We start from the raw sequence: 25272 nt of genomic DNA, 5'->3' as shown, positions 1-25272 counted from the left end.
AAATGGGCCATCTGGAACTCAAGGGGCTGCGCAAGTCGTTCGGCGGCAACACCGCGCTGGACGGCCTCGACCTCGACCTGGCCGAGGGCGAACTGGTGTCGCTGCTCGGCCCGTCGGGCTGCGGCAAGACGACGGCGCTGCGGATCGTCGCGGGCTTCGAGACCGCCGACTCCGGCACGGTCACCGTGGGCGGCAAGGACATCACCCGCGTGCCGGCCAACAAGCGGGACATGGGCATGGTCTTCCAGGCCTACAGCCTCTTCCCGAACATGACCGCGGCGCAGAACGTCGCGTTCGGCCTGAAGATGCGCAAGGCCGACGCCAAGAAGGCCGGTGAGCTGCTGGAACTCGTCGGGCTCTCGCACCTCGGTGGCCGTTACCCGCACCAGATGTCCGGTGGCCAGCAGCAACGGGTGGCGCTGGCGCGCGCACTCGCGATCCAGCCGCGCGTGCTGCTGCTGGACGAGCCGCTGTCCGCATTGGACGCCAAGGTCCGCGTGAACCTGCGCGACGAGATCCGCCGCATCCAGACCGAGCTCGGCATGACGACGCTGTTCGTCACGCACGACCAGGAGGAGGCGCTCGCCGTCTCCGACCGGGTCGGCGTCATGTCGCACGGCCGCCTGGAGCAGCTGGACACGCCGTCCGTGGTGTACCGGGAACCGAAGACCGCGTTCGTGGCGCAGTTCGTCGGCGTCACGAACAGCATCGAGGCCAAGGCGGAAGGCGCGGCCGTGGTCGTCAACGGCGTGACCGTCGCCGCCGAGCACGACCAGCCGTCCGGCAGCGACGTGCGGGTCATCGTGCGGCCGGAGGACATCGGCGTTTCCGCGCACGACGGCGATGCCCAAGATGATTCAATACAGCGCAAGATCGTCGGAGATGTGCTGACCCAGTCGTTCCTCGGGCCGGTCACGCGGATCTCGGTCAGGGTGGGGGAGCAGGTGCTGCGGGTCGACCAGCCGTCCAACCAGGCGGCGGCCTACCAGCCCGGCACGCGGGTGGCGCTCGACCTCACCGAGTCAAGGATCATGGTGGTCGCCGGATGATCAGAAAGCTCCTCGCGCGCGACACGGCGGAGACCCACCGGGTCGCGACGCCGTTGGAGCTGTTGTTCGACCTCAGCTTCGTGGTGGCGGTCGCCCAGGCCGCCGCCTCGTTGCACCACGCCGTGTCCGAGAACCACATCGGGCACGGCGTGCTCGCGTTCTGCATGGCGTTCTTCGCGTTGTGGTTGCCGTGGCTGAACTTCACGTGGTTCGCCAGCGCGTTCGACAACGACGACACGCTGTACCGCATCATCACGATGGTCCAGATCGCCGGCGTGCTGATCATCGCGTCCGGCATCCCGCGCGTCTTCGAGCACGACGACTACCGCATCGTGGTCAGCGGGTACGTCGTCATCCGGCTCGCGATGGTCGCGCACTGGCTGAGGGCGTCGCGGGACAACCCCTCGCACAGGAACTGCACGCGCCGGTACGCCATCGGCATCGCCGGCATGCAGGTGCTCTGGGTGCTGTGGGTGGTGGTCGCCCCGCCGAGCCTGCAGCTGCCGTTGTGGGTGCTCTTCATGATCGGTGAGCTGCTGGTTCCGGTGTGGGCCGAGCGGGCCGTGGCCACCACGTGGCACCCGCACCACATCGCCGAACGGCACGGGCTCTTCACGCTGATCGTGCTCGGCGAGTCGATCCTGTCGGCCACCACGGCGTTCCAGCAGGGCTTCGACAGCGGGATCAACCTCGTCTCGCTCGCCGCCGCCGGCCTGATCATCGTCTGCTCGGTGTGGTGGATCTACTTCGAGGCGCCGACCCACCTGCACTCGATGAAGAAGGCGTTCCTGTGGGGCTACGCGCACCTGTTCATCCTCGGCTCGATCGCTGCGCTCGGTGCCGGTCTCGCGGCCGCTGTGGACTACGACCTGCACCTCTCGCACGCGCCGGGCACGGCGATCGCCGCGTTCACGACGGTGCCGCTCGCGATCTTCTTCCTGTGCGTCTGGTACGTGCAGGACTGCCCGGCGCAGGCGGGGCCGCGCAAGTACCTGCTGCCGCTCGGCTCGGTCGCGGTGCTCGCTGCGACGTTCGGACCAGCGCCGATCCACGTCACGGCGGCGATCGCGGCGGTTGTCGTGGTCCTCACACGCCTGGTGCGATGATCAGCGCATGACCACCGGTGTTCGTGAACTCCGCCTAGTCGTCACCGCCGCCGACTACGACGAGGCCCTGCGCTTCTACCGCGACGTCCTCGGCCTGGAGCAACGGGCGGCGTTCGCGTCCGACGGCGGGCGGGTCACGATCCTGGAGGCGGGCCGGGCCACGCTGGAGATCACCGACCCGCCGCACGCCGAGTTCATCGACCAGGTCGAGGTCGGTCAGCGGGTCGCCGGGCACATCCGGGTGGCGTTCGAGGTGGACGACTCCGAGCGCACCACCCGTGAGCTGGAAGCCGCGGGGGCCGAGGTGATCGCGGAACCTACGCGCACGCCGTGGAACTCGCTCAACGCCAGGCTGAAGGCGCCGGCGGGGCTGCAGCTCACGTTGTTCCAGGAGCTGGGCGAGTAGATGACGATCTCCGCTGCCGGCTACCGCGATCTCGCGAACCGGGACGTGCTCGCGTGTGCCGTGGTCACGGTCGCCGCGAAGTTACCGATGTCGATGACGCCGCTGATGATGGTGTTCCTGACCAGGGACCTGCCCGGCGGTTACGTGCTGGCGGCGTCGCTCACCGCCGTGTACGTGCTGGGGGAGCTTCTCGGCGCGGCACTGCTGGGGCTGCTGCTCGACCCGTCCCGGATGCGCGGCCAGCTCGCGGCCGGACTGGTGGTGGGGGCAGGCGCGTTCACGACGCTGGCGCTGACGACCAACGTGACGGTGCTGGTGATCGCGGCGTTCGTCGCGGGCGCCGGGCCGTCGACGACGCCGGGCGGGCTGCGCGCGATGCTGCTCGGGCTGGTGCCGGACGCGTTGGTGCCCAAGGCGATGGGCTTCGACGCCATGATCACGCAGGTGGTGTGGGCGGTGGCGCCCGCGCTGGTCACCGTGCTGGCGTTGAGCGTCGACCGGCGTGCGCCCGTCGTGGTGTCGGTCAGCCTGATCTGCGTCGCGGCGTGGCTGGTGTTCATCCTGCCGCGCGGGCACGTGACTTCCCGTTCCGCCTCGGCGAAACCCCGTGTCGTCGCGTCGGCGTGGCCGATCTACCTGGTCAGCGCGGCGGCGCTGGCGCAGCTGGCGGTCGCGGAACTGGTGCTGCCCGCGTTGCTGGAGCACCGGGGGATCGGCATCGGCTGGATCGGGCCGCTGCTCACGGGGTTCGCGGCGTGCAGTGCGCTGGGCGCGGTGCTGTACGGGCTGCGGCCGTGGCCGGGATCGTTGCGCGCCCAGGGTCTGGTGCTGCTCGTCATCACCGCGACGTGCGTCGGCGCGGTGGCGTTGTTCCCGAACCTGCCCGGGATCGCGGGCGCGTTGCTGGCGGCGGGGTTGTTCCAGTCCGGCGTGCTGGTGACGCGGAGCCTGGTGCTGCGCGAACGGCTTCCGGTCGGCGCGCACGCGGCCGGGTTCTCGATGATGTACGCGGTGACCGGCGCCGGGTACGGGTTGACGGCCGTGGTCGCCGCGTGGGCGTTGGACGTCGGGTCGCCGATCTGGGCGGTTTTCGGTGGTGTCGCGGTGACTTTGGTCCTCACAGCGGTCAGCGCGGCTGCCGAACGACGGCAGCCGCGCTGAACTGGGCCCCAACACCTCGCCGCGGCTCTATCCGGACTTGGGCTCGACCGTCTGGTGATAGAGGAGTTCGTATCGGTGCCCGCCCTTGATGAGGACGGAAGCTTCGACAGGGTGTTCGTTGTCGCTGTAGACGACCCGTAGTTGCCGGATCACCGGTGTTCCGTCAGGAAGGTCGAGTGTCTCGGCTTCCTGCACGGTCGGAGGACGCGCCGAAATCCGATCGACGAAGGCTCGCTGGGGGAATCCGAGCTCCGCGAGCACCTGGGGAGCGCCTCCGCGGATCTTCGCCGGATTGGCGAGGCTGCTGTCGGCGGCGATGTCGGTGGGGTAGTACGACGTGGACAACTCCACCGGTTGGTCGTCGTGGAAGAGGATCCTGGTGCGAGCGATGGCTGTTCCGCCCGGTTCCAGCCGCAACCCGTCGACAACGTCCGCAGGTGGCACAACGGTGTCGACGCCGAGCACCTGGTACCGCCAACGGCCTGGTTGGGGTGCAATGTATGCGGCGGCGTCGATGACGAACGGCTGCCGATCGCGGACATAGACGCCCTTGCCGACGCGGCTGTCGAGGAAGCCTTCGTCCTTCAACGCCTTGAGCGCGTGCTGAATGGTCGCGTTCGCCACACCGTACTGCGCGACGAGCTGTGCGGTGGACGGCAGTTGCGTACCTGGACTCAGATCACCACGCATGATCAGATCGCGCAGCTCCGCTGCGACCTGCTGGTGCCGGGGCCGGGTGTCACGTGCGCGGGGCAAAGCCAGCTCCTCGTTGAAGCGTCGTCAGAGCGGTCATGGCGTCAGCTCGTAACGCAACCGTCGCCCGTCGGCCACCATCGTCATCACGCTGGCTTCGACAGGAAGATCATCCTCGGTGAACAAAGTGCGCGCGAGCAGCAGCACACAGGACGGGGCATCGAGTTGCAACATCGTCCGTTCAGCTGAGGTGGCCAGGCGCGCGCTCACATCTTCGCGGACGTGGCGAGGCGGGTGACCGAGCTCGGTCAGGAGAGCTACCGCCCCGCCGGGGATCTTGCGGGGCTCAGCCAGTCGGGTGCCCCGAGCGATGGTCGCGGGATAGTACGAGTCAACGAGTTCGACAGGCTGGTCGTCGAACAGCATGACGCGGCGTCTGACGACCACCGGTTCGCCTGGCGACAAGCCGAGCATGTGGGCGATGGTTGCGCAGGCGGCCATCTCGTTCACGCTGAGCAGCTTCTGCGTTCCCGTGCCGCCATGTTCCGCCGCCTCCGCACCCCAGACGTCGCCGCGTTGGCCGCTCACGTACGGCATGGACACACTCGTCCACGGGTCGGCGTTCGTCATCGCTCGCCCTCCTGGGTCTCACGGTTGGTGGATGTCCCGCCGCTGACCTTAGTCGTAGGGCAGCAAGGTTACCGCTCCCAATCTTGTCGCCTTTCGGATATTGCAGTAAGGTTGTGCCGAGGTGCTGCACATCTGTCAAGCGGTCCGTGCTCGGTTCGGTCTCGACACCGAGTCGGCCAGAAGCTGAAGGGCGTGAAGCCATGGGCAATCTGGTTTTGTTCTCCGAGTTGCGCCGACGACTCGTGGAACACCTGGACCTGATGTCACGGATCGCCGCTGAAGGCGATGGCGCATCTGCCTTGTCGATGGCGAGGCAGGAGGTTCCGAGGCTGGTGGCAGCGTTGCGCGTGCTCGTTGACGAACATCAGCCGGACGAGAACGGCTGCTGCAAGAAGTGTCGCCGTGGACCGATCTGGCGGAGGGTGTCGTCACCCTGCCGCATGTTGCTCAACGTTCACCTCGCGGCCGAGGCGGCAACAGCGACAACGCAGGAGCGCGCGTGCTGGCGGCCGAAGCGCCACCGGGCATGAACGTCGAAGTGGATTCACGGATCAAGAACAGGTTGATGGCACATGGTGTTGGTGGCGCGAGTGATGGCGGACCAGCTGGAGCATGTGGAGGAGCTGAACGAACTGCCTGGGTTCGAATTCCGAGTAGTGGACGGTGAATCAAGGCCGTACTTCGGCCAGAGCGCTTCGTTCACGATGATGCGGTTCGTCGAGAAACGCTTCGACGGTGTCGTCCTCCTGCACACCCTGCACGGCGGTGACACCTGGCTCGAGTCCGTGGCCGAACGCGAGCCGTACGAACGCGCACTGACCGCATTCGACGGCGCTCTCAGATCCGAGCAGGAGTCCGCGTGCCGACTCGGCCACGCCTCACTACGTCTTCGGGATCCATTGCCGGGTAACGACTCTGGAGACCAGCAGCGGAATCTGCGGCTGGTTACCGCTCAGACGGGGAGGTAGTCATGCCGAAGCGGTTCTCCACCGCGCGTGGTCGCGAGTTCGGCGCCGGGCTGCGAGCAGCCATCAGGGGGGCCGGTCTGACCTCGCGCGCCGCCGCTGACATCGTGGATTGGGACGAGGCCAAGGTTTCGGACGTGGTGAACGGCAAAGGTGGCGCTACCCAGCTCGAAGTCGCCGTCCTGCTGGGCGTCTGCCGCGTGAACGCTGATGAAGTCGCCCACCTGTTGTCGCTCTACGGCGAGACCCACATCCTGGGCTGGTGGCAGCAGCACGGCAGGTGCTCGCCCATCCAACTGCGCACCGTCGTCGAACACCTGAAAGTGGCCACGACATTGATCAGCTGGCACACCCACATGGTGCCCTTGTTCCTGCAAACGACCGACTACCTGCGAGAGGTGCTACGGGCATCCTCTACTGCGCCCGCCGACGAGCTGACCAAGCGGGTACAGGCGCAGCTGGCGATGCAGGCATCGGTCCGGCGCAACGTGAGGTGCACTCACTTCATCCATGAGTTGGCGCTACACCTCAGGGTCGGTGGTGCCGAGGTGCACCTCGGGCAGCTGTTGCACCTGTTGTTCATGGCGAACCGGCCGAACGTCACGATCCGGATCGTGCCCGCGGCACACGGTGCGCATGCCGGCCTGGCAGGGCCGTTCACCCAGCTGACCTTCGCCAAATACGAGTCGTTGGTGTGGGTTCAGACCGAGAACTCCAGCCTCCTCGCCGAGGCGAAGGCCGCTGTCGACGGTTACGACACGGTGGTTCACGCGCTTGAGGAACAGAGCTTGGACGAAGCCGAGTCAACCGCGTTGATCACCCGCTTGTACGAGACCTTGCAACCTGCTCACGACGAGACGGTCACGGCGAAACGCGTTCGACTGAGCTGATTCCGCCTGGGGTATCAAGACTTACACCGACGGCAACCAGAAGGTGATCAACCGGCTCGATGGTGTGGCGGTGACTTTGTCCTCACAGCGGTCAGCGCGGCTGCCGAACGACGGCAGCCGCGCTGAGCTCGGGCGTTACCAGCGGTAGAAGTTGCCCTGCGTCTGCACGTTCAGCTCGTCCGTGCGGAAGAACTTCGCCGGGAACGTGCGCGGGTCGCGCATGTCGATCACGTCGAAGCCGCGCTGGATCTCCGACGAGTAGATGTAGCCGTTGTAGTAGTACGTGGACCACGTGCCGCCGACGACGTTGCCGGGCTGCACGCCGTACTCGTAGAAGCCGATCTCACGCGGCTTGCTGGAGTTCGTGAAGTCCCACACCGAGATGCCGCCCTGGTACCAGGACTGCACCATGATGTCCTTGCCGGGCACCGGGATCAGCGAACCGTTGTGCGCGACGCAGTTCTCCGTGTCGGCCTGCATCCGCGGGATCTTGTAGTAGGACTTGAACACGAGCTTGCGGTTCTTGCCCTTGCCCTCGATGTCGTAGATGCCGTTCGCGCCGCGGTTCGGGCCGATCTTCTCGTTGCACGTCGCCGCGCCGCCGCCACCGAGCTCGTCGGTGAAGACGACCTTGGTGCCGCTGTTGTTGAACGTGGCCGAGTGCCAGAACGCGAAGTGCGCGTCGTCCTGCACCCGGTTCAGCTCCACCAGGTTCTCCCGGTCGGAGATGTCCCACAGCACGCCGTCACCCATGCACGCGCCCGCCGCGAGGTCGAGCTGCGGGTAGACGGTGATGTCGTGGCAACCGGTGGTGGCCGAGGTGTAGCCGGTCTCGACCGTGCCGGTGTGACCGGGGTTGCCGCCGTCCGGGAACAGCACGGGCTTCTTGATCACGGAGGCCTGCGCCGGGTTGTGCACCGGAACCTTGACGATCGAGATCTTGTCGTGCGGCGGCTGGCAGTCCGGGAACGAGGCGCTGGGCGAGTAGGACGAGACGTAGAGGTAGACGCTCTTGCGGTCCTTCGCCGGCACCAGCGTGTGGGTGTGCGAACCGCAGTCGGTCTCGACGGCCGCGACGTACTTCGGGGCCTTCTTGTCGCTGATGTCGAAGACCTTGATGCCCTCCCACGACTCCTTGACGGAGGCGGGCTGCGGCACGCTGTTGCAGGAGTTGTCGTTGCGGGACGAGTCGGTCGACAGGAACAGCAGGTTCCCGTACACCGAGACGTCGTTCTGCGATCCGGGGCAGAGCACCTGGCTCACGATCTTCGGCTTCCGCGGGTTGCGGATGTCGTAGATGGTGAAGCCGTTGTAGTTGCCCAGGAACGCGTAGTTGTCCTGGAACGCGAGGTCGGTGTTTAGCGCCGAGGTGGTGTCGAACGGGGCCTGCTTGGGCAGGCTTCCCACCTTCACCATGTTGCGGCTCCGGCTGACCTCGTTCTCGCCGGGAATGCCGGTGGTGCCGTCGGCCCGCGCCTCCAACTGGGCCTGCGACAGGCCCGCTCCGTCGGCGGGAAGGTCGGGCTCGGCCAGGGCCGGTGCCGTCAACGTTGACAACGTCAGCGCGAGCGCCCCCAGAATCGCCAACGGCGCTCTGCGCCGCCGGGCCGTTGCGCGTGAAGTCACAGCTTTACCCCCTCATTACGGGTTGGTGAGGGGGAGTATGACCGTTTCGCCTTGCTAAGGGCCAGCGTCTTTCGGAGGGTATTGTCTGGTTCATGCGTTCTGGGGTCGCGGTGATTGCGCTGGTAGTGGCGTTGGCGGGCTGCACTTCCGAGCCGGAGGCCGCACCGGTCATCGCACCGGGCACACCCGGCGGGGCCGCGCAGACGCTGGCGCCCTCTGACGTTTCCGGCGCCGTCGCGGCACCGCCGAACGACGCCGATCGCCTTTACGTGGCCATGATGATCGTCCACCACGAGCAGGCGCTCGCGATGACCCGGTTCGTGCCCGACCGTGCGGAGAACGCGACGGTGAAAGGCCTGGCGGACCGCATCCGGTACAGCCAGGAGCCGGAGATCGGTGCCATGAAGCAGTGGCAGCGGGTCAACAACGACATGGGCTCGCACGGCGACCACGGTTCGATGCCCGGTATGGCCACGCAGGAGCAGTTGACCGCGCTGGGTGCCGCGCGGGGCAAGGACTTCGACCGGATGTTCCTGGACCTGATGATCAAGCACCACGAGGGTGCGATCAAGATGGCGACGGACGTGAAGTCGGCCGGTACCAACGTTCAGGTCGAGGAGATGGCGGACGACGTGATCGCCGTCCAGACCGACGAGATCAACCGGATGAAGGCCCTGCTCCCCACGCTGTGAGCACTACTCGGCGCGCTGCTGCGGCAGCACCAGGTCCTCCGCGTGCTGGAAGGTCTCGACGGCGTTGCCCGTGACGTGCCGGGCGATGCCGCGGTTGCGCTTGTGCGCCTCGCGGAACGAGTCGGACGCGACCCACGCGCGGAAGTGCTCCTCGGACTCGAACTCGTTGACCGACACGTACGGCTGGTCGTCGCGGGTCGGCTTGAGCAGCGTGCTGCGCAGCAGGCCGGGCACGCCGGGGAGGAACGTCCGCATGTTGCTGCGGAAGTGGGCCTCGAACTCCTCGGCCCGTTCGGCGGGCACGAACAGCCGGTTCGTCGCGATGAACATGAACTCTCCTTGATTCCGACGCTCTGTCGGGAACTATTCCAACACTCCGTCGGGAAAGCAAGCGCGCTACGATCCCGGTGTGCCGAGGATCAGCGCTGACACAGTGGCCGAGCACCGCGCCAACCGGTTGCGCGCCCTGCTGGACGCCGGGCGCGAGATCGTGGCGACCGAGGGAGCGGAGGCGTTGACGCTCGCGTCACTCGCCAGACGCGTGGGGCTGTCCCGGCCGAGCCTCTACGAGTACTTCCGGTCGCGCGAGGAGCTGGTCGCCGCGATCGTGTCGGACGCGCTGCCCGAGTGGGCGGACAAGCTGGAGGACGCGGTCAACAGCGCCACGTCCGTGCCGGCCAAGATCGAGGCCTATCTGCGCACCGAGCTCGCGATCATCACCGACGGCAGCCACGGGGCGGTGGTCGCGTTGTCCGCGCACGCGTTGCCCGACGCCTCACGAGAGCAGATCCGGGCCGAGCACGAACGGTTGCTCGCGCCGTTGGCCGGTGTGTTCAAGACCGCCGGGGTGCGGCGCGCGGAGCTGCGGGCGATGCTCGTGCACGCCATGGTGGAGGCGACCTCGCGGATGATCACGCCGGGCCGCACCGAGCACAACGAGGCGGTCATCCAGACGTTGCTCGACCAGGTCGTGCACGGGCTGGACCAGCGGATCAGCTGAACGGAACCACCTCGCCGGCGCGGACCAGCTCGCCGTGGTGCCCGGGTTCGACCGGGTCCTGGGCCAGGTCCAGCAGTGCGGTGGCGGCCTGCGCCGGGGTGGGGGCGGCGCTCACGTCCCACCACAGCGCGGAGGTCGGCGTGTTGATCATTCCTGGGCAGACCGAGGCGATCAGGACGCCGCGTTCCAGGTCGGCCTGGCGGCGTTGCCGCGCCAGCACGCGCACGGCCGCGACTTGGCCGATCTTCGACGGGATGTTCACGAAACCGGGCCACGCGCCCGCCTTCGCGCGACCGTCCTTCACCTCGTCGCGCCAGCGCGCGATCTGCTCGTCGATCTCGTCCAAAGTGGACGGACTGGTGAACCTGTGGTGCAGCACCGGTGCCAGGTGGTGGAGCGTGCCGAGCGAGCTCGCGACGATCAGCAGCCTGCCGTCGTCGTTCAGCATCGGTGCGAAGGCCCTGAGCAGTCTCGTGGTGCCGAAGTTGTTGACCTGGGTGTAGGTGTCGATGATCTCGCGCGGGTCGTCGCCGGGGCCGACGCGCATGACGGCGTTGCCGAACACGATGTCTATGCCGCCGTGGCGTTGCTCGATCTGCGCGGCCAGCCGGTCCGGCGCGTGGGGATCGGTGAGGTCCAGCAGCTCACCGCGGACCCTGGCGCCGCCGCCGGGCATCGACTGGACTGCGGTCGTGACGCGGTCCACGTCCCGGCCGGTGAGGTAGACGGTGTCGGTGGGCCGCAGGCGTTGTGCGAGCCCTTCGACCAGGGCGAGTCCGAGGCCTTGGGTGGCGCCGGTGACGAGTGCGACTGTCATGGGTCATGCCTTCGCGAGGAGGGTTTCGGAGTACGTCCACAGGCGGGCGGCGTTGTCCGGGTCGAGGGCGTAGCGGGCGACGCCCTGCAGCGGTGGGGCTTCGCCGCGGCGGTCGACGGTCCTGGCCTCGTTGCAGTCGGCGGGGTAGCGGCCGCCGACGCCTTCCAGCAACGGTGAGGTGGCGGCGAGGACGGAGGTCGCCGCACCCTGCTGCGGGGTCTTGAAGAGGCCGGGGTCGACGGTGCCGGTGCCGCGTCCACCGGTGTGGCGTTGGAGGTTGGTGAGGATCGCGCCCGGCATGACGGCGTTCGCGGTGATCCCGTCCTGTGCCCAGCGGCGGGTCGCCTCGACCGCGAACAGGACGTTGGCGGTCTTGCTTTGGCCGTAGGCGCCCCACGGGTCGTACGGGCGGAAGGCGTAGCTGACGTCGTCGAAGACCACCGGGGAGATCATGTGGCCGCTGGACGTGACGGCGACGATGCGGGCGCCCTCCCGTGCGAGCGCGTCGTGCAGGCCCGTGGCGAGGCTGAAGTGGCCGAGGTGGTTGGTGGCGAACTGCCATTCCCAGCCCTGCTCGGTGTAGCGCTCCGGGCAGGCCATCACGCCGGCGTTGTTGACCAGGACGTGCAGCGGGCCGTGCCAGTTCCTCGTGAACGCGTCGACGGACGCGAGGTCGGTCAGGTCGAGATGTGCGACGTGGACGTTGCCGCCGATGTCCCCGGCGGTTTTCTCGCCCGCCGCGGTGTCGCGGACGGCCAGGGTCACCTCGGCCCCGGCCCCGGCGAGGGCTCGTGCGGTCTCGACGCCGATGCTGGAGGCGGCGCCGGTCACGACGGCGCGTTTGCCGGTCAGGTCGATGCCGGCGGTGACCTCGGCGGCGGTGCTGCTGAATCCGAACTGCGTTGTGATCACGGCTTCGACGCTAGGCCCGTTCCGGGCATGCGGGTAGCGAAAGTATCTCAACCGGGGTATGCGTAGACGTCATGGCCTTCACCGATGCGTCGCTGGTCGCGCTGCGGGTGTTCCGCGAGGTGGCTGAGCGCGGGACGCTGACCGCGGCGGCCACCGCCCTGGGCTACACGCAGTCGGCGGTGTCACGGCAGATCGCGGCTTTGGAACGGGCGGCGGGAGTCGAGCTGCTGGAGCGGCGCTACGACGGCGTGCGGCTCACTGCGGCCGGGCGGCTCGTGCTGCGGCGTGCTGCCGTGGTGGTGGATCAGGTCGATGCGGGTGCCCGGGAGCTCGCGGGGTTGCCGGAGCAGGACGAGAGCACGGTGAGGCTCGGCTGGTTCGCCACGGCCGGTGCCTGGCTCGTGCCTCGGGCGTTGCTGGCGTTGGGACGCAGTCATCCCTCGATCACCGTCGTCACGCGCGAGGGGAGCACTCCGGCGTTGGTGCGCGCGCTGCGGGCGGGCACGGTGGACCTCGCGTTGATCGCGTCCGCGCCGCCGTTCCGCGCGCCCGACGACGAGACTCCCGCGCTGGTGATCGACACGCTGGCCGAACGCAGCCTGCGCGTCGCTGTCGCGGCGACGCATCCGTTGGCCCGCAACGACTTCCTCGACATCGCGGATCTGCGGGGACAGCGGTGGATCGCCGGGCCCGGCGACCAGCTGGTGATGGGGGTCTGGCCGGGGCTGGACGAACGGCCCGTCGTCGCGCACACGGCGCGCGACTGGCTGGCGAAGCTGCAGCTGGTCGCGGCGGGATTCGGCATCACGACGGTGCCCGCGGCGCTGGCGTCCGTCGTGCCCGCGGGAGTCCGGATCCTGCCGGTGCGGGGCGGGCCGGCCGAGCAGCGGCGGCTCCTGCTCGCGCGGATGCCCGGACCCGTGCCGGAGCCGGTCGCACGCCTGGCCGAGGCTGTGCGTGCCGCGGTGCTGGAGGCTGAGTAACGGCATCAACCGATCGGTTGATGCCGGTGTCGCCGCCCGATCGATGATCTTCGACCGGCGTTCGCCGAGGCTGGTCGCATGGCAATCATCGAAGTGCGCGACCTCGGGAAGAGGTACGGGCCTCGGGTCGCGGTGGACTCGGTGTCCTTCGAGGTCGCCGAAGGGGAGATCTTCGGCATCCTGGGACCGAACGGCGCCGGCAAGTCGACCACCGTCGAGTGCGTGGCCGGGTTGCGGACACCGGACCGGGGGACCGTGTCGGTGCTCGGCCGGCGTCCCGCGGACGTCCGCGCCGCGATCGGGGTGCAGCTGCAGGCGTCGGAGCTGCCGGAACGGCTGCGGGTGGGCGAGGCGTTGTCGCTGTTCTCGTCGTTCTACCCGTCGCCGGTGGACTGGTCCGAGCGGCTGGGGCTGACCCCGCACCTGCGGGCGGAGTTCGGGCGGCTGTCCGGCGGGTTGAAGCAGCGGCTGTCGATCGCGCTGGCGCTCATCGGGTCGCCGCGGGTGGCGATCCTGGACGAGCTCACGACCGGGCTGGATCCGCAGGCGCGGCGGGACACGTGGTCGGTGATCGAGGACGTGCGGTCGACGGGGGTGACGATCCTGCTCGTCGCGCACTTCATGGAGGAAGCCGCACGGCTGTGCGACCGGGTCGCGGTGTTCCGCGACGGGCGGATCGCCGCGCTGGACACGCCTTCCGGGCTGGTGTCGCGGGTGGACGGTTCGACGCGGGTCCGGTTCGTGCCCTCCGCCGCGGTGGATGTCGCGTCGCTTTCGGCGTTGCCGGAGGTCAGCGACGTGTCGTTCGCGGGGGAGCAGCTGGTGGTGAGCGGGTCGGAGAACCTGCTGCACGCGGTGACTTCCTTCTTGGCGCGCAAGCAGATCGTGGCGCGGCAACTTCGCGTCGACCAGGTTTCGCTGGACGACGCCTACGTCGAGCTGACCGGGGGTAGTGGTGTTTCGGATCATTGAGGTGGAAGCCCGGCTGTTCGTTCGCGATCGGCTGAACTCGGTGTTCGCTCTGCTCTTCCCGTCGCTGTTGCTGCTCGGGCTGGGGGCGGTTCCGGGGTTGCGGACGCCTGATCCGAAGTTCGGCGGACTTCGGTTCATCGACAGCTACATGTCGTCGATCGTCGTGTTCACCTTGGTGTTCATCGGGTTGCAGCGTCTGCCGGCGGTCGTGGCGACATATCGGGAGAAGGGCGTGTTGCGGCGACTGTCCACGACGCCCATGCACCCGGCGCGGTTGCTGGTGGGGCAGCTGGTGGTCAACTTCTGCGCGGCGATCTTGTCGGTGCTGCTCACTATCCTGGTGGGGTACGTCGTTTTCGGCGTCGACCTGCCTCACCATCCACTCGGCCTGGCGTGTGCCGTGGTGCTGGGAGGCGCTGGGACGTTCGCGCTGGGCATGGTGATCGCTTCACTGGCCCCGAACGCGCGGGCGGCCGGCGGCTGGGCGACGGTGGTGTTCATGCTGCTGATGTTCTTCGGCGGCGTGTACCTGCCGCGGTTCATGCTGCCCTCGGTGGTCCAGCAGATCGGTTCGTACTCGCCTCCCGGCGTGGAGGCGCTGCAGCAGGCGTGGCTGGGAAGCACGCCGGACTGGAGGCATCTCGCGATCATGGGGCTGGTGAGCCTCGTGGCGGGTACCGTCGCGGCGAAGACGTTCCGCTGGGAGTAGCTCGTGGACATGGCCGCGTTGGACAGGTGGGAGCGCAGGCTCGCGTTCGTCGCGAACGTGATCCCGTACTTCGTGCTGACCGTGACGACCGTGCTGTACTCGATCTTCACCGAGCAGTCGGCGCAGGACCGCTGGATCACGTACGGGGTGGTGGCGTTCGGCTACGGGTGGATGGCGTGGTGGTTCACGCTGCACCCCGCGTGGCGCGACCGCGCGGGGCTGATGGCCGTGTTCATCGGCGGCATGCTCGCGTTCTACGCGGTGCTGGCCATGCGCGAGCACTGGTTCGGCGCGGTGTCGTACGCGGTTTACATCTACGCGAGTGAGCTGCTGCGCGGCCGCTGGATGTTCCTCGTGGTGGCGCTGACGGCCGGGCTGGCGACGCTGTCGTTGTTCGGCGGCTACCCACCAGAGGGGCAGTCATCTGCCTTCTGGTTGCTGCTGCTGGTGTTCGTGGTGCTGGCCTGCGCCTTCACGTTCATCGGCCACGTGACAACCGAACAAGCCCGTCGGCGCAAGGAGCTGCTGGAGGAGAACGAGGGCCTCCACGCCCAGCTCCTGGTGCAGGCGCACGAGGCAGGCGTGCAGGACGAGCGGCACCGTCTGGCCGGTGAGATCCACGACACGCTGGCCCAGGGCCTCACGGGCATCATCACGCAACTGTCGGCGGCCTCCGAGTCCGACTGGGAGCGCCGCGTGTCCGTGGCGGCCGACCTGGCCCGCGCGAACCTGGCCGAGGCCCGCCGCTCGGTGCACGCCCTGCGCCCACCCGCGCTGGACTCCGCGGCCCTGCCCGAGGCGCTGGACGAGGTGGCGTCGGGCTGGTCCGCGGTCTACGGCGTGCCGGTGTCGGTCACCCTGACCGGCGAGGTGCGCGTGATGCACCCCGAGGTCGAGGTCGCCCTGCTGCGCATGGCCCAGGAGGCCCTGGCGAACGTGGCCAAGCACGCCGGTGCCTCCCGCGTGGGCCTGACCCTGTCCTACATGGAGGACGTGGTGACGCTCGACGTGCGCGACGACGGCGTGGGCTTCGACCTGAAGCGGCCCACGCCGGGCTTCGGGCTGCCCGCGATGCGCCACCGGGTGCACCGGCTGTCCGGCGCGTTGTTCGTGGAGTCGGAACCGGGTGGGGGCACCGCGATCTCGGCGCGGGTACCGGCATGAACGTGGTGGCGCCGACGCCGGGCGGACTCGCGCGGTCCGGCGCCGATCCAGACGCGGCAGGCACTGCGGGAGCGATGCGGAGGTTGGGGGACGTGATGGCCGTAGGCCTCGGCGACTGCGTGGGATCGCGGGTGCCCGCGTGATCCGGCTGGTGATCGTCGACGACCACCCCGTCGTCCGCGACGGCCTGCGCGGCATGCTGGCGTGCCCGGACTTCGAGGTCGTGGGCGAGGCGGCGTCCGGCGACGAGGCGGTCGCGGTCGTCGTGGCGCTGGGGCCGGACGTCGTGCTGATGGACCTGCGCATGCCGGGCTCCGACGGGCTGTCCGCGATCGAACGGCTGCGTGCCCATCCGTGCCGCGTCCTGGTGCTCACCACCTACGACACGGATCGCGACGTGTTGCCCGCGATCAAGGCGGGCGCGACCGGTTACCTGCTGAAGGACACGCCGCGCGACGAGCTGCACCGGGCGATCCGGGCCGCGCACGCGGGTGAGGCGGTGCTGTCGCCGGCGGTGGCGACGCGGTTGCTGGGGCAGGTGCGGGAGCCGGCGCTGGAGCCGTTGTCGGGGCGGGAGCTGGACGTGCTGGCGCTGGTCGCCAAGGGGTCCACGAACCGGGCGGTGGCGGCGGCGTTGTTCATCAGCGAGGCGACGGTGAAGACGCATCTGCTGCACGTCTACGCGAAGCTCGGCGTGGGCGACAGGGCGGCGGCCGTAGCGGTGGCGTACGAGCGCGGGCTGCTGCAGGGACGTGGTGGTCAGGCCCGGTGAGATCCCCCGCGGCGGGACCACTTCGGTTGGTCCCGCCGCTTGCGGCAACTCCCCCTTGCCACTCCCTCACCCCTCGTGATGAAGGAACTCGCGCCAGTCCCCGAGATACGAGATGTCCCGGATGTCACCCGATCGGAGCAACGGTTCGACGATCGCGTCGCGCAGGACGGTGGCCAGGGCGGCGCTGCCGTCCTCCAGTTCGATGACGCCGATCTCCAGCTCCGGCGGCTCGGCCGGGACGAGGTGGTCGCGCAGGACCTTCAGCGGCAGGTCGTAGAGCTCACCGACGACCGAGGCCGAGCCCGACTCGTGCATCGCCGGGAACTCGTCCCGCACCGAGAAGTACCGGTACTTGGCCGCACTGCGGGCTCGGCACACCATCGGGGTGCCCTGGAGCTGCGAGTGCAGTGGCCCGCCCCGCATGCCGCCGCCGTTGAGAAAGATCAGTGCCATGACTCTCCTGGTCTCGGTGGATGGGGGAGGACAGCGAGGACAGGGGCAGGCCGGTGCCGCCGTGCCGCAGCGCCACCAGTTCGGCGGCGATCGACACCGCGGTCTCGGCGGGACTGCGGCCGCCCAGGTCGAGCCCGATCGGGGAACGCAGCCGAGCCAGCGCGGCAGGGGGCACGCCTGCCTCGCGCAGGCGTTCCAGGCGTTCGGCGTGCGTGCGGCGGGAACCCAGGGCACCCACGAACGCCAGCGGGCGGTCCAGCGCCTCGACCAGCACCGGGATGTCGAACTTCGGGTCGTGGGTCAGCACCACGACGGCCGTGGAGGAGTCGGTGCGGGTGGAGGCGAGGTAGCGGTGCGGCCAGTCGACCACGACTTCATCAGCGGCCGGAAAGCGTTCAGGGGTGGCGAAGACCGGGCGCGCGTCGCACACCGTCACGTGGTAACCGAGGAACCGGCCGATCTCGGCGACGGCCGCGGCGTGGTCGATGGCACCGAACACCAGCAGGCGCGGTGCGGGCAGCCACGACTCGGTGAACACGCGGTCGTCGACCGAGAACCGCACCGACACCGGGTGTCCGTCCACGGAGGCCTGAAGGGCGGCGCGCAACGACGGGCTGTCCCGTTGCACCAGGACGTCCAGCGAGCCGCCGCAGGTCAGTCCGACGGCGAACGCCGTGTCGTCGGAGTAGCCGAAGGTGGCCAGTGCGGGCACCGACGTGCTGAGCACCTCGCACGCCAGGTCGTAGACCTCGGCCTCCACGCAGCCGCCGGACACGCTGCCGATCACCTGACCGTCCGGGCCGACCGCCATCGCGGCGCCCACCGGGCGTGGTGCGCTGCCCCGCACGGCCACCACCGAAGCGACCGCGAAGCGGTCCCACGAGAGCAGAGTCGTTGCCAGGTCGCGCATCGAACCTCCAGTTCGAGGGGTTCGGCCGGGTGGCCGCCCGGCCGAACCCGGCCTCACTTGCCGGTGATCACGTCCACGCCGAAGTACACGGCGAACATCAGGGCGAGGCCCGTCATCAGCCAGCCCGGCCAACGGCCCTTGCAGATGCGCAGCACGACGTAGGACAGCAGGCCCGCGCCGATGCCGTTGGTGATCGAGTAGGTGAACGGGATGATGGCCGCGGTCAGGAACACCGGGATGGTGAAGTCCGTTTCGTGCCAAGGGATTCGGCGGATCTGGGTCATCATCAGCCCGCCGATGACCACCAGCGCGGGAGCCGCCGCCTGCGCGGGCACGACGGTGGCCAGCGGGGTGAACAGCAGTGCGACCAGGAACAGACCGCCGGTGACCACCGAGGCCAGACCGGTGCGGGCGCCTTCGCCAACGCCCGCCGCCGACTCCAGGAACACCGTGTTCGGGGCCGAACCCGTGACGCCACCGGCGATCGCGCCGGCGCCGTCGACCACCAGGATCCTGCCCATGCCCTCCACGCGGCCGTCACGCGTGAGGCCCGCCTCGTCGGACACCGACGTGATGGTGCCCATGGCGTCGAAGAAACCGGACAGGACGAGGGTGAACAGGAAGATCGTCGCGGCGATGACCCCCGCCGAGACGAAGCCGCCGAACAGGTCCACCCGGCCGAACAGCCCGAAGTCCGGTGAGCCGACCAGGGACGAGGGCAGCGACGGCGTCACCAGACCCCAGCCGTGCACCTTGAACACCGAGTTCACCACAACCGCCACGACGGTGGCGACGACGATGCTGATCAGCACCGCACCGGGCACGCCGCGCGCCATCAGCACGATCATCAGCAGCAGCCCCAGGCAGAAGACCACGATCGGCCAGCCGCTCAGGTGGCCGTCGACGCCCATGCGCACCGGGACCGTGGAACCGACGGCGTCGGGCGTGCGGGTCACGAACCCCGCGGAAACCAGGCCCACCAACGCGATGTAGAGGCCGATGCCCACGGTGATCGCGATCTTCAACGGCTCGGGGATCGCGTTGATGATGCGTTCGCGCACGCCGGAGACGGCCATGAGCACGATGCACAGGCCCTCCAGCACCACCAGACCGAAGGCCTGGGCCCACGTCATGGCCGGCGCCATCTGGAACGCCACCACGCCGTTCACGCCGAGACCGGCGGCCAGTGCCAGCGGCGCGTTGCCGACGAGTCCCATGAGGACGGTCATCACGCCCGCGGCCAGCGCGGTCGCGGTGGTGATCTCGGCGATGCTGAGCTTCGCTCCGGTGATGTCGGCGGACGCGCCGAGGATCAACGGGTTCAGCAGCACGATGTACGACATCGCGACGAAAGTCGTGATACCGCCCCGTACCTCGCGGCCGAGCGTGCTGCCGCGTTCGGTGATGCGGAAGAACTGGTCGAGGGCCGAGGTCGATGTCCGGCTCCGCAACTGGGTCATGAAGGACGGCCTTTCCCATGCCGGTGGGCGCGTTCCAACGCCGGAACGCATTTGGCTACAGCTCCGGTCAGCAAGGCAGGCTTTTGGCCCCTATTGCACGGCCGGCGTTCCTACGGGGGAACACCGCCGGTGTACTGGTTGCTCGTGAACAAACACGGTCGTCAGTAGTCGATACGGGTGGCGAGGGACAACCACGCGGTGAACGGGGCGTTGTCCTCGCCTGTGGAGATCTGGTGCACGGGCAGGTCCCACTCGTCGCGGGACTTGCTGAACAGCTCGTAGAACTCGCGGTCGTCGAACCCGGCCGCGGCCGCGTCGTGGCGGTCGGCGGCGTAGACGACCCTGTCCACCCGCGCCCACAGCGCGGCGGACAGGCACAGGGGACACGGCTCGCACGAGGAGATCAGCGTGCAGCCGGTCAACTTGAAGTCACCGAGCGCCCGGCAGGCCGCGCGGATCGCGACGACCTCGGCGTGCGCGGTGGGGTCCAGCGTCGGCGTCACCTGGTTGACGCCCGTGGCGATCACGGAACCGTCGCGGACGATCATCGCGCCGAACGGGCCGCCGCCGTCGGCCACGTTGCGGGTGGCCAGGTCGATGGTGGCGAGCAGATGTGCGTTCACGGCAACAACTCCAGGGAAATCAGACACAGATCAGGTACCGGTGAGGTGTTCCGGGCGGACCGGGACGCGGGTGAGCGCCAGGCCGGTCGCCGCGCGGATCGCCGCCACGATCGCCGGGGTCGACGAGATGGTGGGCGGTTCGCCGACGCCGCGGATGCCGTACGGGGCGTGGGGATCGGCGAGTTCGAGCACGTCGATGCTCATCGGCGGCATGTCGAGCACGGTCGGGATCAGGTAGTCGGTGAACGACGGGTTGCGCACCTTGCCGCCGGAGGTCTGGATCTCCTCCATCACCGCGAGGCCGAGGCCCTGGGCGGAACCGCCCTGGATCTGGCCCACCACGGCCTGCGGGTTGAGCGCCTTGCCGACGTCCTGGGCGCAGTCCAGCGCCACGACGCGCACCAGGCCGAGCTCCACGTCCACGTCGACCACAGCGCGGTGCGCGGCGAAGCCGTACTGGACGTGCGCGTTTCCTTGTCCCGTCTCGGGATCCAACGGCTCGGTCGCGCGGTGCCGCCACTCGACGGTCTCGTCGATCACCTCGGTACCGATGTCCGTCCGGCCGTCCAAACGCGACCGAACCGCGGCGCAGGCGGCCTTCACCGCACCACCGGTCACGTACGTCTGGCGCGAGGCGGAGGTCGAACCGCCGTTGCCGATCGTGGTGTCCATCGGCAGCACGGTCACGCGTTCGATGCCGAGCTCGGTCCGCACGATCTGCTGCATGATCGTCACCAGACCTTGGCCGACCTCGCACGCGGCGGTGTGCACGGCGGCGGCCAATGAACCGTTGACCATCGACACCCGCACGCGCGCGGTCGAGTAGTCGTCGTAGCCCTCGGAGAAGCAGATGTTCTTGATGCCGACGGCATAACCGACACCCCGCACCACACCTTCGCCGTGCGTGGTGTTCGAGACACCACCGGGCAGCTCGCGGATGTCCGACGAGGTGCCGGCGGGCAACGGCTTGTCCTGCACCAGCTTCAGCAGCTGCGCGACGGGCGCCGCGGAGTCGACCACCTGACCGGTCGGCATCACGGAACCCTCGGTCATCGCGTTGCGCACCCGGATGTCCACCGGTGACATGCCCAGCGCCTCGGCCAGCTTGTCCATCTGGGACTCGTAGGCGAAACCCGCCTGCACAGCACCGAATCCGCGCATCGCACCGCACGGCGGGTTGTTCGTGTAGACGCCGTAAGCGTCGATGGTCACGTTGTCGACCTCGTACGGACCGATGCCCAACGTCGCCGCGTTCGCCACGACAGCCGGTGTCGAGGAGGCGTAGGCACCACCGTCCAGGTACATCCGAGTGCGCACGTAGACCAGCTTGCCGGTGTGGTCGGCGCCGTGCTCGTAGTACAGCACGGCCGGGTGCCGGTGCACGTGCCCGTAGAACGACTCCTCGCGGTTGTAGACCATCTTGACCGGCTTGCCGGTGTGCAACGCCAGCAGGCATGCGTGCACCTGCATCGACAGGTCCTCGCGGCCGCCGAACGCACCGCCGACGCCGGACAGCGTCAGCCGGACCTTCTCCTCGGGAAGCCCCAGCGCGGACGCCACCTGCGCGCGGTCGACGTGCAGCCACTGCGTCGCGATGTACAGGTCGACCGAACCGTCGTCGGCGGGCACGGCGAGACCGGACTCCGGACCGAGGAACGCCTGGTCCTGCATGCCGACCTCGTACCGGCCGGTGACCACGACGTCGGCGGTGACGTCCTGTGAGCCGCGCCGGATCGGTACGTGCCGCACCAGGTTCCCGCCGGGGTGCAACGGGGTGTCCTCGATCGCGGTCTCCATGTCCACCACGGGCTCCAGCACGTCGTAGACCACGACGATCTTCTTCATGGCCCGCAGCGCGGTCTCCGGGTGGTCCGCGCCGACCAGCGCGACCGGTTCGCCCTGGTAGCGCACGACGTCCACGGCCAGCACCGGCTGGTCCTTGTGCTCCAACCCGTACAGGTTCCGGCCGGGGACGTCCGAGTGGGTCAGCACCGCGTACACGCCCGGCACCTTCAGCGCCTCGGTCAGGTCCACCGACACGATCCGCGCGTACGGGTGCGGCGAACGCAGGGTCGAGCCCCAGATCATGTCCTCGTGCCACAGGTCGGACGCGTAGGCGAACTCGCCGCGCACCTTCAGGTTGCCGTCCGGGCGCTGCGGTGACGTCCCGATGCCACCCGACACCGCGGAGGTGAGTTCGGCGGGAGTGAGGGTCATCGCGCTGCCTCCTGAAGCTTGGCGCTGGCAGAACCGAGTTCCCGGGCCAGCTCGTCGGTCGACGCCGTCCGCAGAACCCCGTCCCGCACGACGACCTCGCCGCCCACGATCAACAGTTTCAACGGCGGCGGAGTGCCGAGCACCAGCGCCGCCACCGGGTCCGCGATCCCCGCGTAGTCCATTCCGGACAGGTCCCACACCGCGAGGTCCGCGACCTTGCCCGGCTCGATCGAGCCCAGCGCGTCGTCGCGGCCCAGGCACCGGGCGCCACCCATCGTGGCCATCCACAACGCCTGCCGGACGTCCAGCGCACGCGGCCCACCCCGCTGCCGGGCCTGGTGCAACGCCGCCCGCAGCTCGACGTTCAGTCCACCGTCCTCATTGGACGCGGCACCGTCGACGCCGAGCCCGACCGGGGCACCGGCGTCGAGCAGGTCCCGGACCGGCGCGATGCCGGTACCGAGCCGCCCGTTGGACGTCGGGCAGTGCGCGGACCCGGTCGAGGTCGCGCCGAGCCGCTTCACCGCGTCCGACGACAGGTGCACGGTGTGCGCGAGCCACACGTCCGGCCCCAGCCAGCCGAGCTGCTCGGCGTACTCGGTCGGCGTGCACCCGTTCTCCGCCAGGCACTGCTCTTCCTCGTCCAGCGTCTCGGCGAGGTGCGTGTGCAGCCGAACGCCGTGACGACGTGCGAGAGAAGCAGCTCCGGTCATCAGCTCACGCGACACCGAGAACGGCGAGCAGGGCCCCACAGCGACGCGCACGAGGGCATCAGGAGCTGTCGAGTGGTGGTCCCCGATCGCCTGCTCGGTCGCGACCAGCGCGGCCTCGGTGTCCTCGACCAGGTTGTCCGGCGGCAGCCCGCCGTCGGACTGCCCGCGGTCCATCGACCCGCGGATCGCCTCCAACCGGATCCCGATCCGCCGCCCGGCCGACACCAGCGCGTCGAACACGTCGCCGCCGCCGGACGGGAAGACGTAGTGGTGGTCAGCGGCCAGGGTGCAGCCCGTCAACGCCAGCTTCGCGAGCCCGGCGGACGCGGCCGCGTGCGTCACCGTGTCGTCCAGCCCGCGCCACACCGGGTACAGCGTGGTCAGCCACTCGAACAGCGTCGCGTCCTGGGCGAGCCCGCGGGTGGCCCACTGGTACAGGTGGTGGTGCGTGTTGATCAGCCCGGGCGTGACCAGGCATGACGACGCGTCGACGTACGTGTGCGACTCGTACGGACGAGGCGCGGGACCCGAACCGGCCGAAGCAATCCGTCCGTCGGAAGACACCACCACGTGACCGGACGCGTGTTCGGTTCCGGCAGGATCCACAGTGGACACCGCACAGCGGTCGAGAACGATCATCGGCGCGACGCCGCCAATCGCACGGCGTCCAGGATCTTCTCGTACCCCGTGCACCGGCACAGGTTTCCGGCGAGCGCCTCGCGGATCTCCGGGTCGGACGGCGACGGCACGCGCTCCAGCAGGTCGTGCGCCGCCACGACGAGACCGGGCGTGCAGAACCCGCACTGCACCGCGCCCGCCTCGACGAACGCCTCCTGCACCGGGTCCAGCGCGTCACCGTCGGCGAGTCCCTCGACGGTCCGCACGGAACGGTCCTGCGCCTGCCCGGCCGCGACCAGGCACGCGCACACCGGCACGTCGTCCAGGTACACCGTGCAGGACCCGCACTCGCCCTGCTCGCAGGCGTTCTTCGAACCGGGCAGCCCGAGCCGCTCACGCAGCATGAACAGCAGCGACTCGCCTTCCCACACGTCGTCGGCCTGGCGCTGCTCGCCGTTGACCGTCAGGTTCACGCGCATGCCTGCTCCCCGTCCAGAAGTTCCTGCCAGGCCCACCCGAGAGTCCGGCGAGCCATCACTGCCAAGGCGTGCCTGCGATACGCCGCCGACCCGCGCACGTCGTCGATCGGCGACGCCGCCCGCGACACGAGCTCGCCGAACTCCCGCTTCACCGAGTCCAGCAACGGCTTCGGCGAGGAGAAGTCCAGCTCGGCGGCCAGGAACTCCTCGGCCTCGTACGCCCGGCGCGGCGTGGGAGCCGCGGACCCGACCGCCGCACCGACCCGGTTCTCCTCCGGGAACAGCGAGATCGCGAACGAGCACACCGCGATCACCATGGCGTTGCGCGTGCCGACCTTGGCGAACTGTTGTGGCCCCTTGGCAGGCGCCAGGTGCACCGCCACGATCAGTTCGTCCGGCTCCAAGGCGTTCCGCTTGACCCCCAGGTAGAAGTCGACCGCCGGGATCATCCGCGTCCCGCGCACGGAGGCCACCTCGATGACCGCGTCCGACGCCAGCAGCACCGGGTGCGTGTCGCCGGCGGGTGAGGCCGCACCGAGGTTGCCGCCGACCGTGCCCCGGTTGCGGATCTGCGGCGACCCGACCGTGCGCGAGGCCATCGCGAGGCCCGGCAGCCGGTCTCCCAGCTCGTTGATGATCCGCACGTACGGCACGCCCGACCCGATCCGCAGCCCGTCGGAGTACGCCTGCAGCTCGGGGATCCGGGTGAGGTCCAGCAGCGCGGCCGGCCTGCGGTGGTCGTAGTTGAGCTCCACCATCACGTCCGTGCCGCCGGCGATCGGCACGGCGTCCGGCCGGGAGGCCTTCAGCTCCAACGCCTCCGCGAGCGTTTCCGGTCGAAGGAAGTCCATCGTCAGCTACCTCGGTAGGTGGAGTAGGCGAACGGCGACAGCAGCAGCGGCACGTGGTAGTGCTGCGCCGGATCGGAGTAGTCGAACGTGAGCACGACCTCGGGGAAGAACGGCGCGGCCTGCGAGGTGTCGAAGACCAGCCGGTAGATCCCCGCTTCCAGGCCATCACCCCATCCGGTGATCCGGCCGTCGGCGTTCGTCTCGGCGGAGCTCACCTCGGTCCCGTCGCGGCGCTGCAGCGACACGGTGATGCCCGCGAACGGCCTGCCGCGTGCCGCGTCCAGCACGTGCGTGGAGATCGTCACTCGCCCTCCCATCTGGTTGTGAGCCAGTACACAGACCTGATGTGTCCCTGAGCTACGGCCGGATTACATGAATCAGCAGGCTCCTACACGTAACGA

Annotated in this window: 29 protein-coding genes; 14 read left to right on the top strand and 15 right to left on the bottom strand. The window is 69.1% G+C overall.

Going from position 1 to position 25272, the window contains the following annotated elements; genetic code table 11:
• Nucleotides 1–2 precede the first annotated feature (2 nt).
• The 4 genes from ABZV40_RS32210 to ABZV40_RS32195 are packed head-to-tail and all read left to right on the top strand — an operon-like array spanning nt 3 to nt 3722.
• Entirely contained in the window at nt 3–1049 is a 1047-nt protein-coding gene (locus tag ABZV40_RS32210) for an ABC transporter ATP-binding protein (RefSeq protein ID WP_355449996.1), read from the top strand.
• On the top strand, nt 1046–2155 hold the full coding sequence (locus ABZV40_RS32205; RefSeq protein ID WP_355449994.1) for a low temperature requirement protein A: 1110 nt from the start codon (nt 1046–1048) through the stop codon (nt 2153–2155). The genes ABZV40_RS32210 and ABZV40_RS32205 overlap by 4 nt, the downstream gene beginning before the upstream one ends.
• A gap of 7 nt (nt 2156–2162) precedes the next feature.
• Nucleotides 2163–2561 (top strand): VOC family protein, encoded by a 399-nt coding sequence (locus tag ABZV40_RS32200; protein WP_355449991.1) that lies wholly within the window; start codon nt 2163–2165, stop codon nt 2559–2561.
• Nucleotides 2562–3722: an MFS transporter gene (locus ABZV40_RS32195; protein ID WP_355449988.1), complete on the top strand. Its 1161-nt coding sequence runs from the start codon at nt 2562–2564 to the stop codon at nt 3720–3722.
• Nucleotides 3723–3749: 27 nt separating this feature from the next.
• Here ABZV40_RS32195 and ABZV40_RS32190 read toward each other — a convergent pair whose 3' ends face one another.
• Complete coding sequence (locus tag ABZV40_RS32190; RefSeq protein ID WP_355449985.1) at nt 3750–4478, bottom strand: GntR family transcriptional regulator; 729 nt, start codon at nt 4476–4478, stop codon at nt 3750–3752.
• A gap of 33 nt (nt 4479–4511) precedes the next feature.
• The gene (locus ABZV40_RS32185) at nt 4512–5045 is read right to left on the bottom strand and encodes a UTRA domain-containing protein (protein ID WP_355449982.1); all 534 of its coding nucleotides are present in this window, start codon (nt 5043–5045) and stop codon (nt 4512–4514) included.
• Between the two features lie 200 nt (nt 5046–5245).
• Between ABZV40_RS32185 and ABZV40_RS32180 the strand changes: the two genes are divergently transcribed.
• From ABZV40_RS32180 to ABZV40_RS32170, 3 genes are read left to right on the top strand one after another with little or no spacing between them, the layout of a single operon-like run.
• A complete protein-coding gene (locus ABZV40_RS32180) occupies nt 5246–5575 on the top strand; it encodes a hypothetical protein (protein WP_355449979.1) in 330 nt (109 codons plus the stop codon).
• 42 nt (nt 5576–5617) lie between these two features.
• Complete coding sequence (locus tag ABZV40_RS32175; RefSeq protein WP_355449976.1) at nt 5618–6013, top strand: Scr1 family TA system antitoxin-like transcriptional regulator; 396 nt, start codon at nt 5618–5620, stop codon at nt 6011–6013.
• Nucleotides 6014–6015: 2 nt separating this feature from the next.
• A complete protein-coding gene (locus ABZV40_RS32170; RefSeq protein ID WP_355449973.1) occupies nt 6016–6900 on the top strand; it encodes a helix-turn-helix transcriptional regulator in 885 nt (294 codons plus the stop codon).
• A gap of 135 nt (nt 6901–7035) precedes the next feature.
• Here the strand turns inward: ABZV40_RS32170 and ABZV40_RS32165 are convergent, their stop codons facing one another.
• Nucleotides 7036–8526, bottom strand: a complete 1491-nt coding sequence (locus tag ABZV40_RS32165) for a hypothetical protein (protein WP_355449971.1) — start codon at nt 8524–8526, stop codon at nt 7036–7038.
• Nucleotides 8527–8618: 92 nt separating this feature from the next.
• Between ABZV40_RS32165 and ABZV40_RS32160 the strand changes: the two genes are divergently transcribed.
• The gene (locus tag ABZV40_RS32160; RefSeq protein ID WP_355449967.1) at nt 8619–9218 is read left to right on the top strand and encodes a DUF305 domain-containing protein; all 600 of its coding nucleotides are present in this window, start codon (nt 8619–8621) and stop codon (nt 9216–9218) included.
• Nucleotides 9219–9221: 3 nt separating this feature from the next.
• Here the strand turns inward: ABZV40_RS32160 and ABZV40_RS32155 are convergent, their stop codons facing one another.
• A complete protein-coding gene (locus ABZV40_RS32155) occupies nt 9222–9548 on the bottom strand; it encodes an antibiotic biosynthesis monooxygenase (protein ID WP_355449964.1) in 327 nt (108 codons plus the stop codon).
• A 79-nt stretch (nt 9549–9627) separates the two neighbouring features.
• Between ABZV40_RS32155 and ABZV40_RS32150 the strand changes: the two genes are divergently transcribed.
• Complete coding sequence (locus tag ABZV40_RS32150) at nt 9628–10218, top strand: helix-turn-helix domain-containing protein (protein WP_355449961.1); 591 nt, start codon at nt 9628–9630, stop codon at nt 10216–10218.
• On the opposite strand, the gene ABZV40_RS32145 is transcribed toward ABZV40_RS32150, so the two are convergent.
• Together ABZV40_RS32145 and ABZV40_RS32140 are read right to left on the bottom strand one after the other, a co-directional pair.
• The gene (locus ABZV40_RS32145; protein ID WP_355449959.1) at nt 10211–11035 is read right to left on the bottom strand and encodes an SDR family NAD(P)-dependent oxidoreductase; all 825 of its coding nucleotides are present in this window, start codon (nt 11033–11035) and stop codon (nt 10211–10213) included. The two genes, ABZV40_RS32150 and ABZV40_RS32145, sit on opposite strands and share 8 nt — an antisense overlap.
• Before the next feature lie 3 nt (nt 11036–11038).
• Nucleotides 11039–11947 carry an SDR family NAD(P)-dependent oxidoreductase gene (locus ABZV40_RS32140; protein ID WP_355449956.1) on the bottom strand — a complete coding sequence of 303 codons (909 nt, stop codon included), beginning with the start codon at nt 11945–11947 and terminating at the stop codon, nt 11039–11041.
• A gap of 71 nt (nt 11948–12018) precedes the next feature.
• Between ABZV40_RS32140 and ABZV40_RS32135 the strand changes: the two genes are divergently transcribed.
• The 5 genes from ABZV40_RS32135 (at nt 12019) to ABZV40_RS32115 (ending at nt 16547) form a co-directional block, all read left to right on the top strand.
• Complete coding sequence (locus ABZV40_RS32135) at nt 12019–12930, top strand: LysR family transcriptional regulator (RefSeq protein ID WP_355449953.1); 912 nt, start codon at nt 12019–12021, stop codon at nt 12928–12930.
• Between the two features lie 78 nt (nt 12931–13008).
• Nucleotides 13009–13902 (top strand): ABC transporter ATP-binding protein, encoded by an 894-nt coding sequence (locus ABZV40_RS32130; protein WP_355449950.1) that lies wholly within the window; start codon nt 13009–13011, stop codon nt 13900–13902.
• Between the two features lie 40 nt (nt 13903–13942).
• Nucleotides 13943–14611 carry an ABC transporter permease gene (locus ABZV40_RS32125; RefSeq protein WP_355449947.1) on the top strand — a complete coding sequence of 223 codons (669 nt, stop codon included), beginning with the start codon at nt 13943–13945 and terminating at the stop codon, nt 14609–14611.
• Between the two features lie 9 nt (nt 14612–14620).
• A complete protein-coding gene (locus ABZV40_RS32120) occupies nt 14621–15775 on the top strand; it encodes a sensor histidine kinase (RefSeq protein WP_355449944.1) in 1155 nt (384 codons plus the stop codon).
• Between the two features lie 139 nt (nt 15776–15914).
• Nucleotides 15915–16547 carry a response regulator transcription factor gene (locus ABZV40_RS32115; RefSeq protein WP_355449941.1) on the top strand — a complete coding sequence of 211 codons (633 nt, stop codon included), beginning with the start codon at nt 15915–15917 and terminating at the stop codon, nt 16545–16547.
• Between the two features lie 66 nt (nt 16548–16613).
• Here ABZV40_RS32115 and ABZV40_RS32110 read toward each other — a convergent pair whose 3' ends face one another.
• The 9 genes from ABZV40_RS32110 to uraH form a co-directional block, all read right to left on the bottom strand.
• The gene (locus tag ABZV40_RS32110; protein ID WP_355449939.1) at nt 16614–16862 is read right to left on the bottom strand and encodes a hypothetical protein; all 249 of its coding nucleotides are present in this window, start codon (nt 16860–16862) and stop codon (nt 16614–16616) included.
• Nucleotides 16828–17910 carry an XdhC family protein gene (locus ABZV40_RS32105; protein ID WP_355449936.1) on the bottom strand — a complete coding sequence of 361 codons (1083 nt, stop codon included), beginning with the start codon at nt 17908–17910 and terminating at the stop codon, nt 16828–16830. The genes ABZV40_RS32110 and ABZV40_RS32105 overlap by 35 nt, the downstream gene beginning before the upstream one ends.
• A gap of 53 nt (nt 17911–17963) precedes the next feature.
• Nucleotides 17964–19370, bottom strand: a complete 1407-nt coding sequence (locus ABZV40_RS32100) for an NCS2 family permease (protein WP_355449934.1) — start codon at nt 19368–19370, stop codon at nt 17964–17966.
• Nucleotides 19371–19531: 161 nt separating this feature from the next.
• A complete protein-coding gene (locus ABZV40_RS32095) occupies nt 19532–19993 on the bottom strand; it encodes a nucleoside deaminase (RefSeq protein ID WP_355449931.1) in 462 nt (153 codons plus the stop codon).
• Nucleotides 19994–20023: 30 nt separating this feature from the next.
• Nucleotides 20024–22210 carry a molybdopterin cofactor-binding domain-containing protein gene (locus ABZV40_RS32090; protein WP_355449928.1) on the bottom strand — a complete coding sequence of 729 codons (2187 nt, stop codon included), beginning with the start codon at nt 22208–22210 and terminating at the stop codon, nt 20024–20026.
• On the bottom strand, nt 22207–23562 hold the full coding sequence (locus tag ABZV40_RS32085; RefSeq protein WP_355449925.1) for an 8-oxoguanine deaminase: 1356 nt from the start codon (nt 23560–23562) through the stop codon (nt 22207–22209). Before ABZV40_RS32085 ends, ABZV40_RS32090 begins: the two co-directional genes overlap by 4 nt.
• Complete coding sequence (locus ABZV40_RS32080; RefSeq protein ID WP_355449922.1) at nt 23559–24020, bottom strand: (2Fe-2S)-binding protein; 462 nt, start codon at nt 24018–24020, stop codon at nt 23559–23561. The genes ABZV40_RS32085 and ABZV40_RS32080 overlap by 4 nt, the downstream gene beginning before the upstream one ends.
• Nucleotides 24011–24871 (bottom strand): FAD binding domain-containing protein, encoded by an 861-nt coding sequence (locus ABZV40_RS32075; protein WP_355449919.1) that lies wholly within the window; start codon nt 24869–24871, stop codon nt 24011–24013. Before ABZV40_RS32075 ends, ABZV40_RS32080 begins: the two co-directional genes overlap by 10 nt.
• A 2-nt stretch (nt 24872–24873) precedes the next feature.
• Nucleotides 24874–25188 carry a hydroxyisourate hydrolase gene (gene uraH / locus ABZV40_RS32070; RefSeq protein ID WP_355449916.1) on the bottom strand — a complete coding sequence of 105 codons (315 nt, stop codon included), beginning with the start codon at nt 25186–25188 and terminating at the stop codon, nt 24874–24876.
• Nucleotides 25189–25272 lie beyond the last annotated feature (84 nt).

The sequence above is a fragment of the Lentzea sp. NPDC004782 genome (assembly GCF_040609115.1).
Taxonomy (GTDB): Bacteria; Actinomycetota; Actinomycetes; order Mycobacteriales; family Pseudonocardiaceae; genus Lentzea.
The sequence above is the reverse complement of the archived record's forward strand: the minus strand, read 5'-3'. Positions and strand labels throughout refer to the sequence as shown.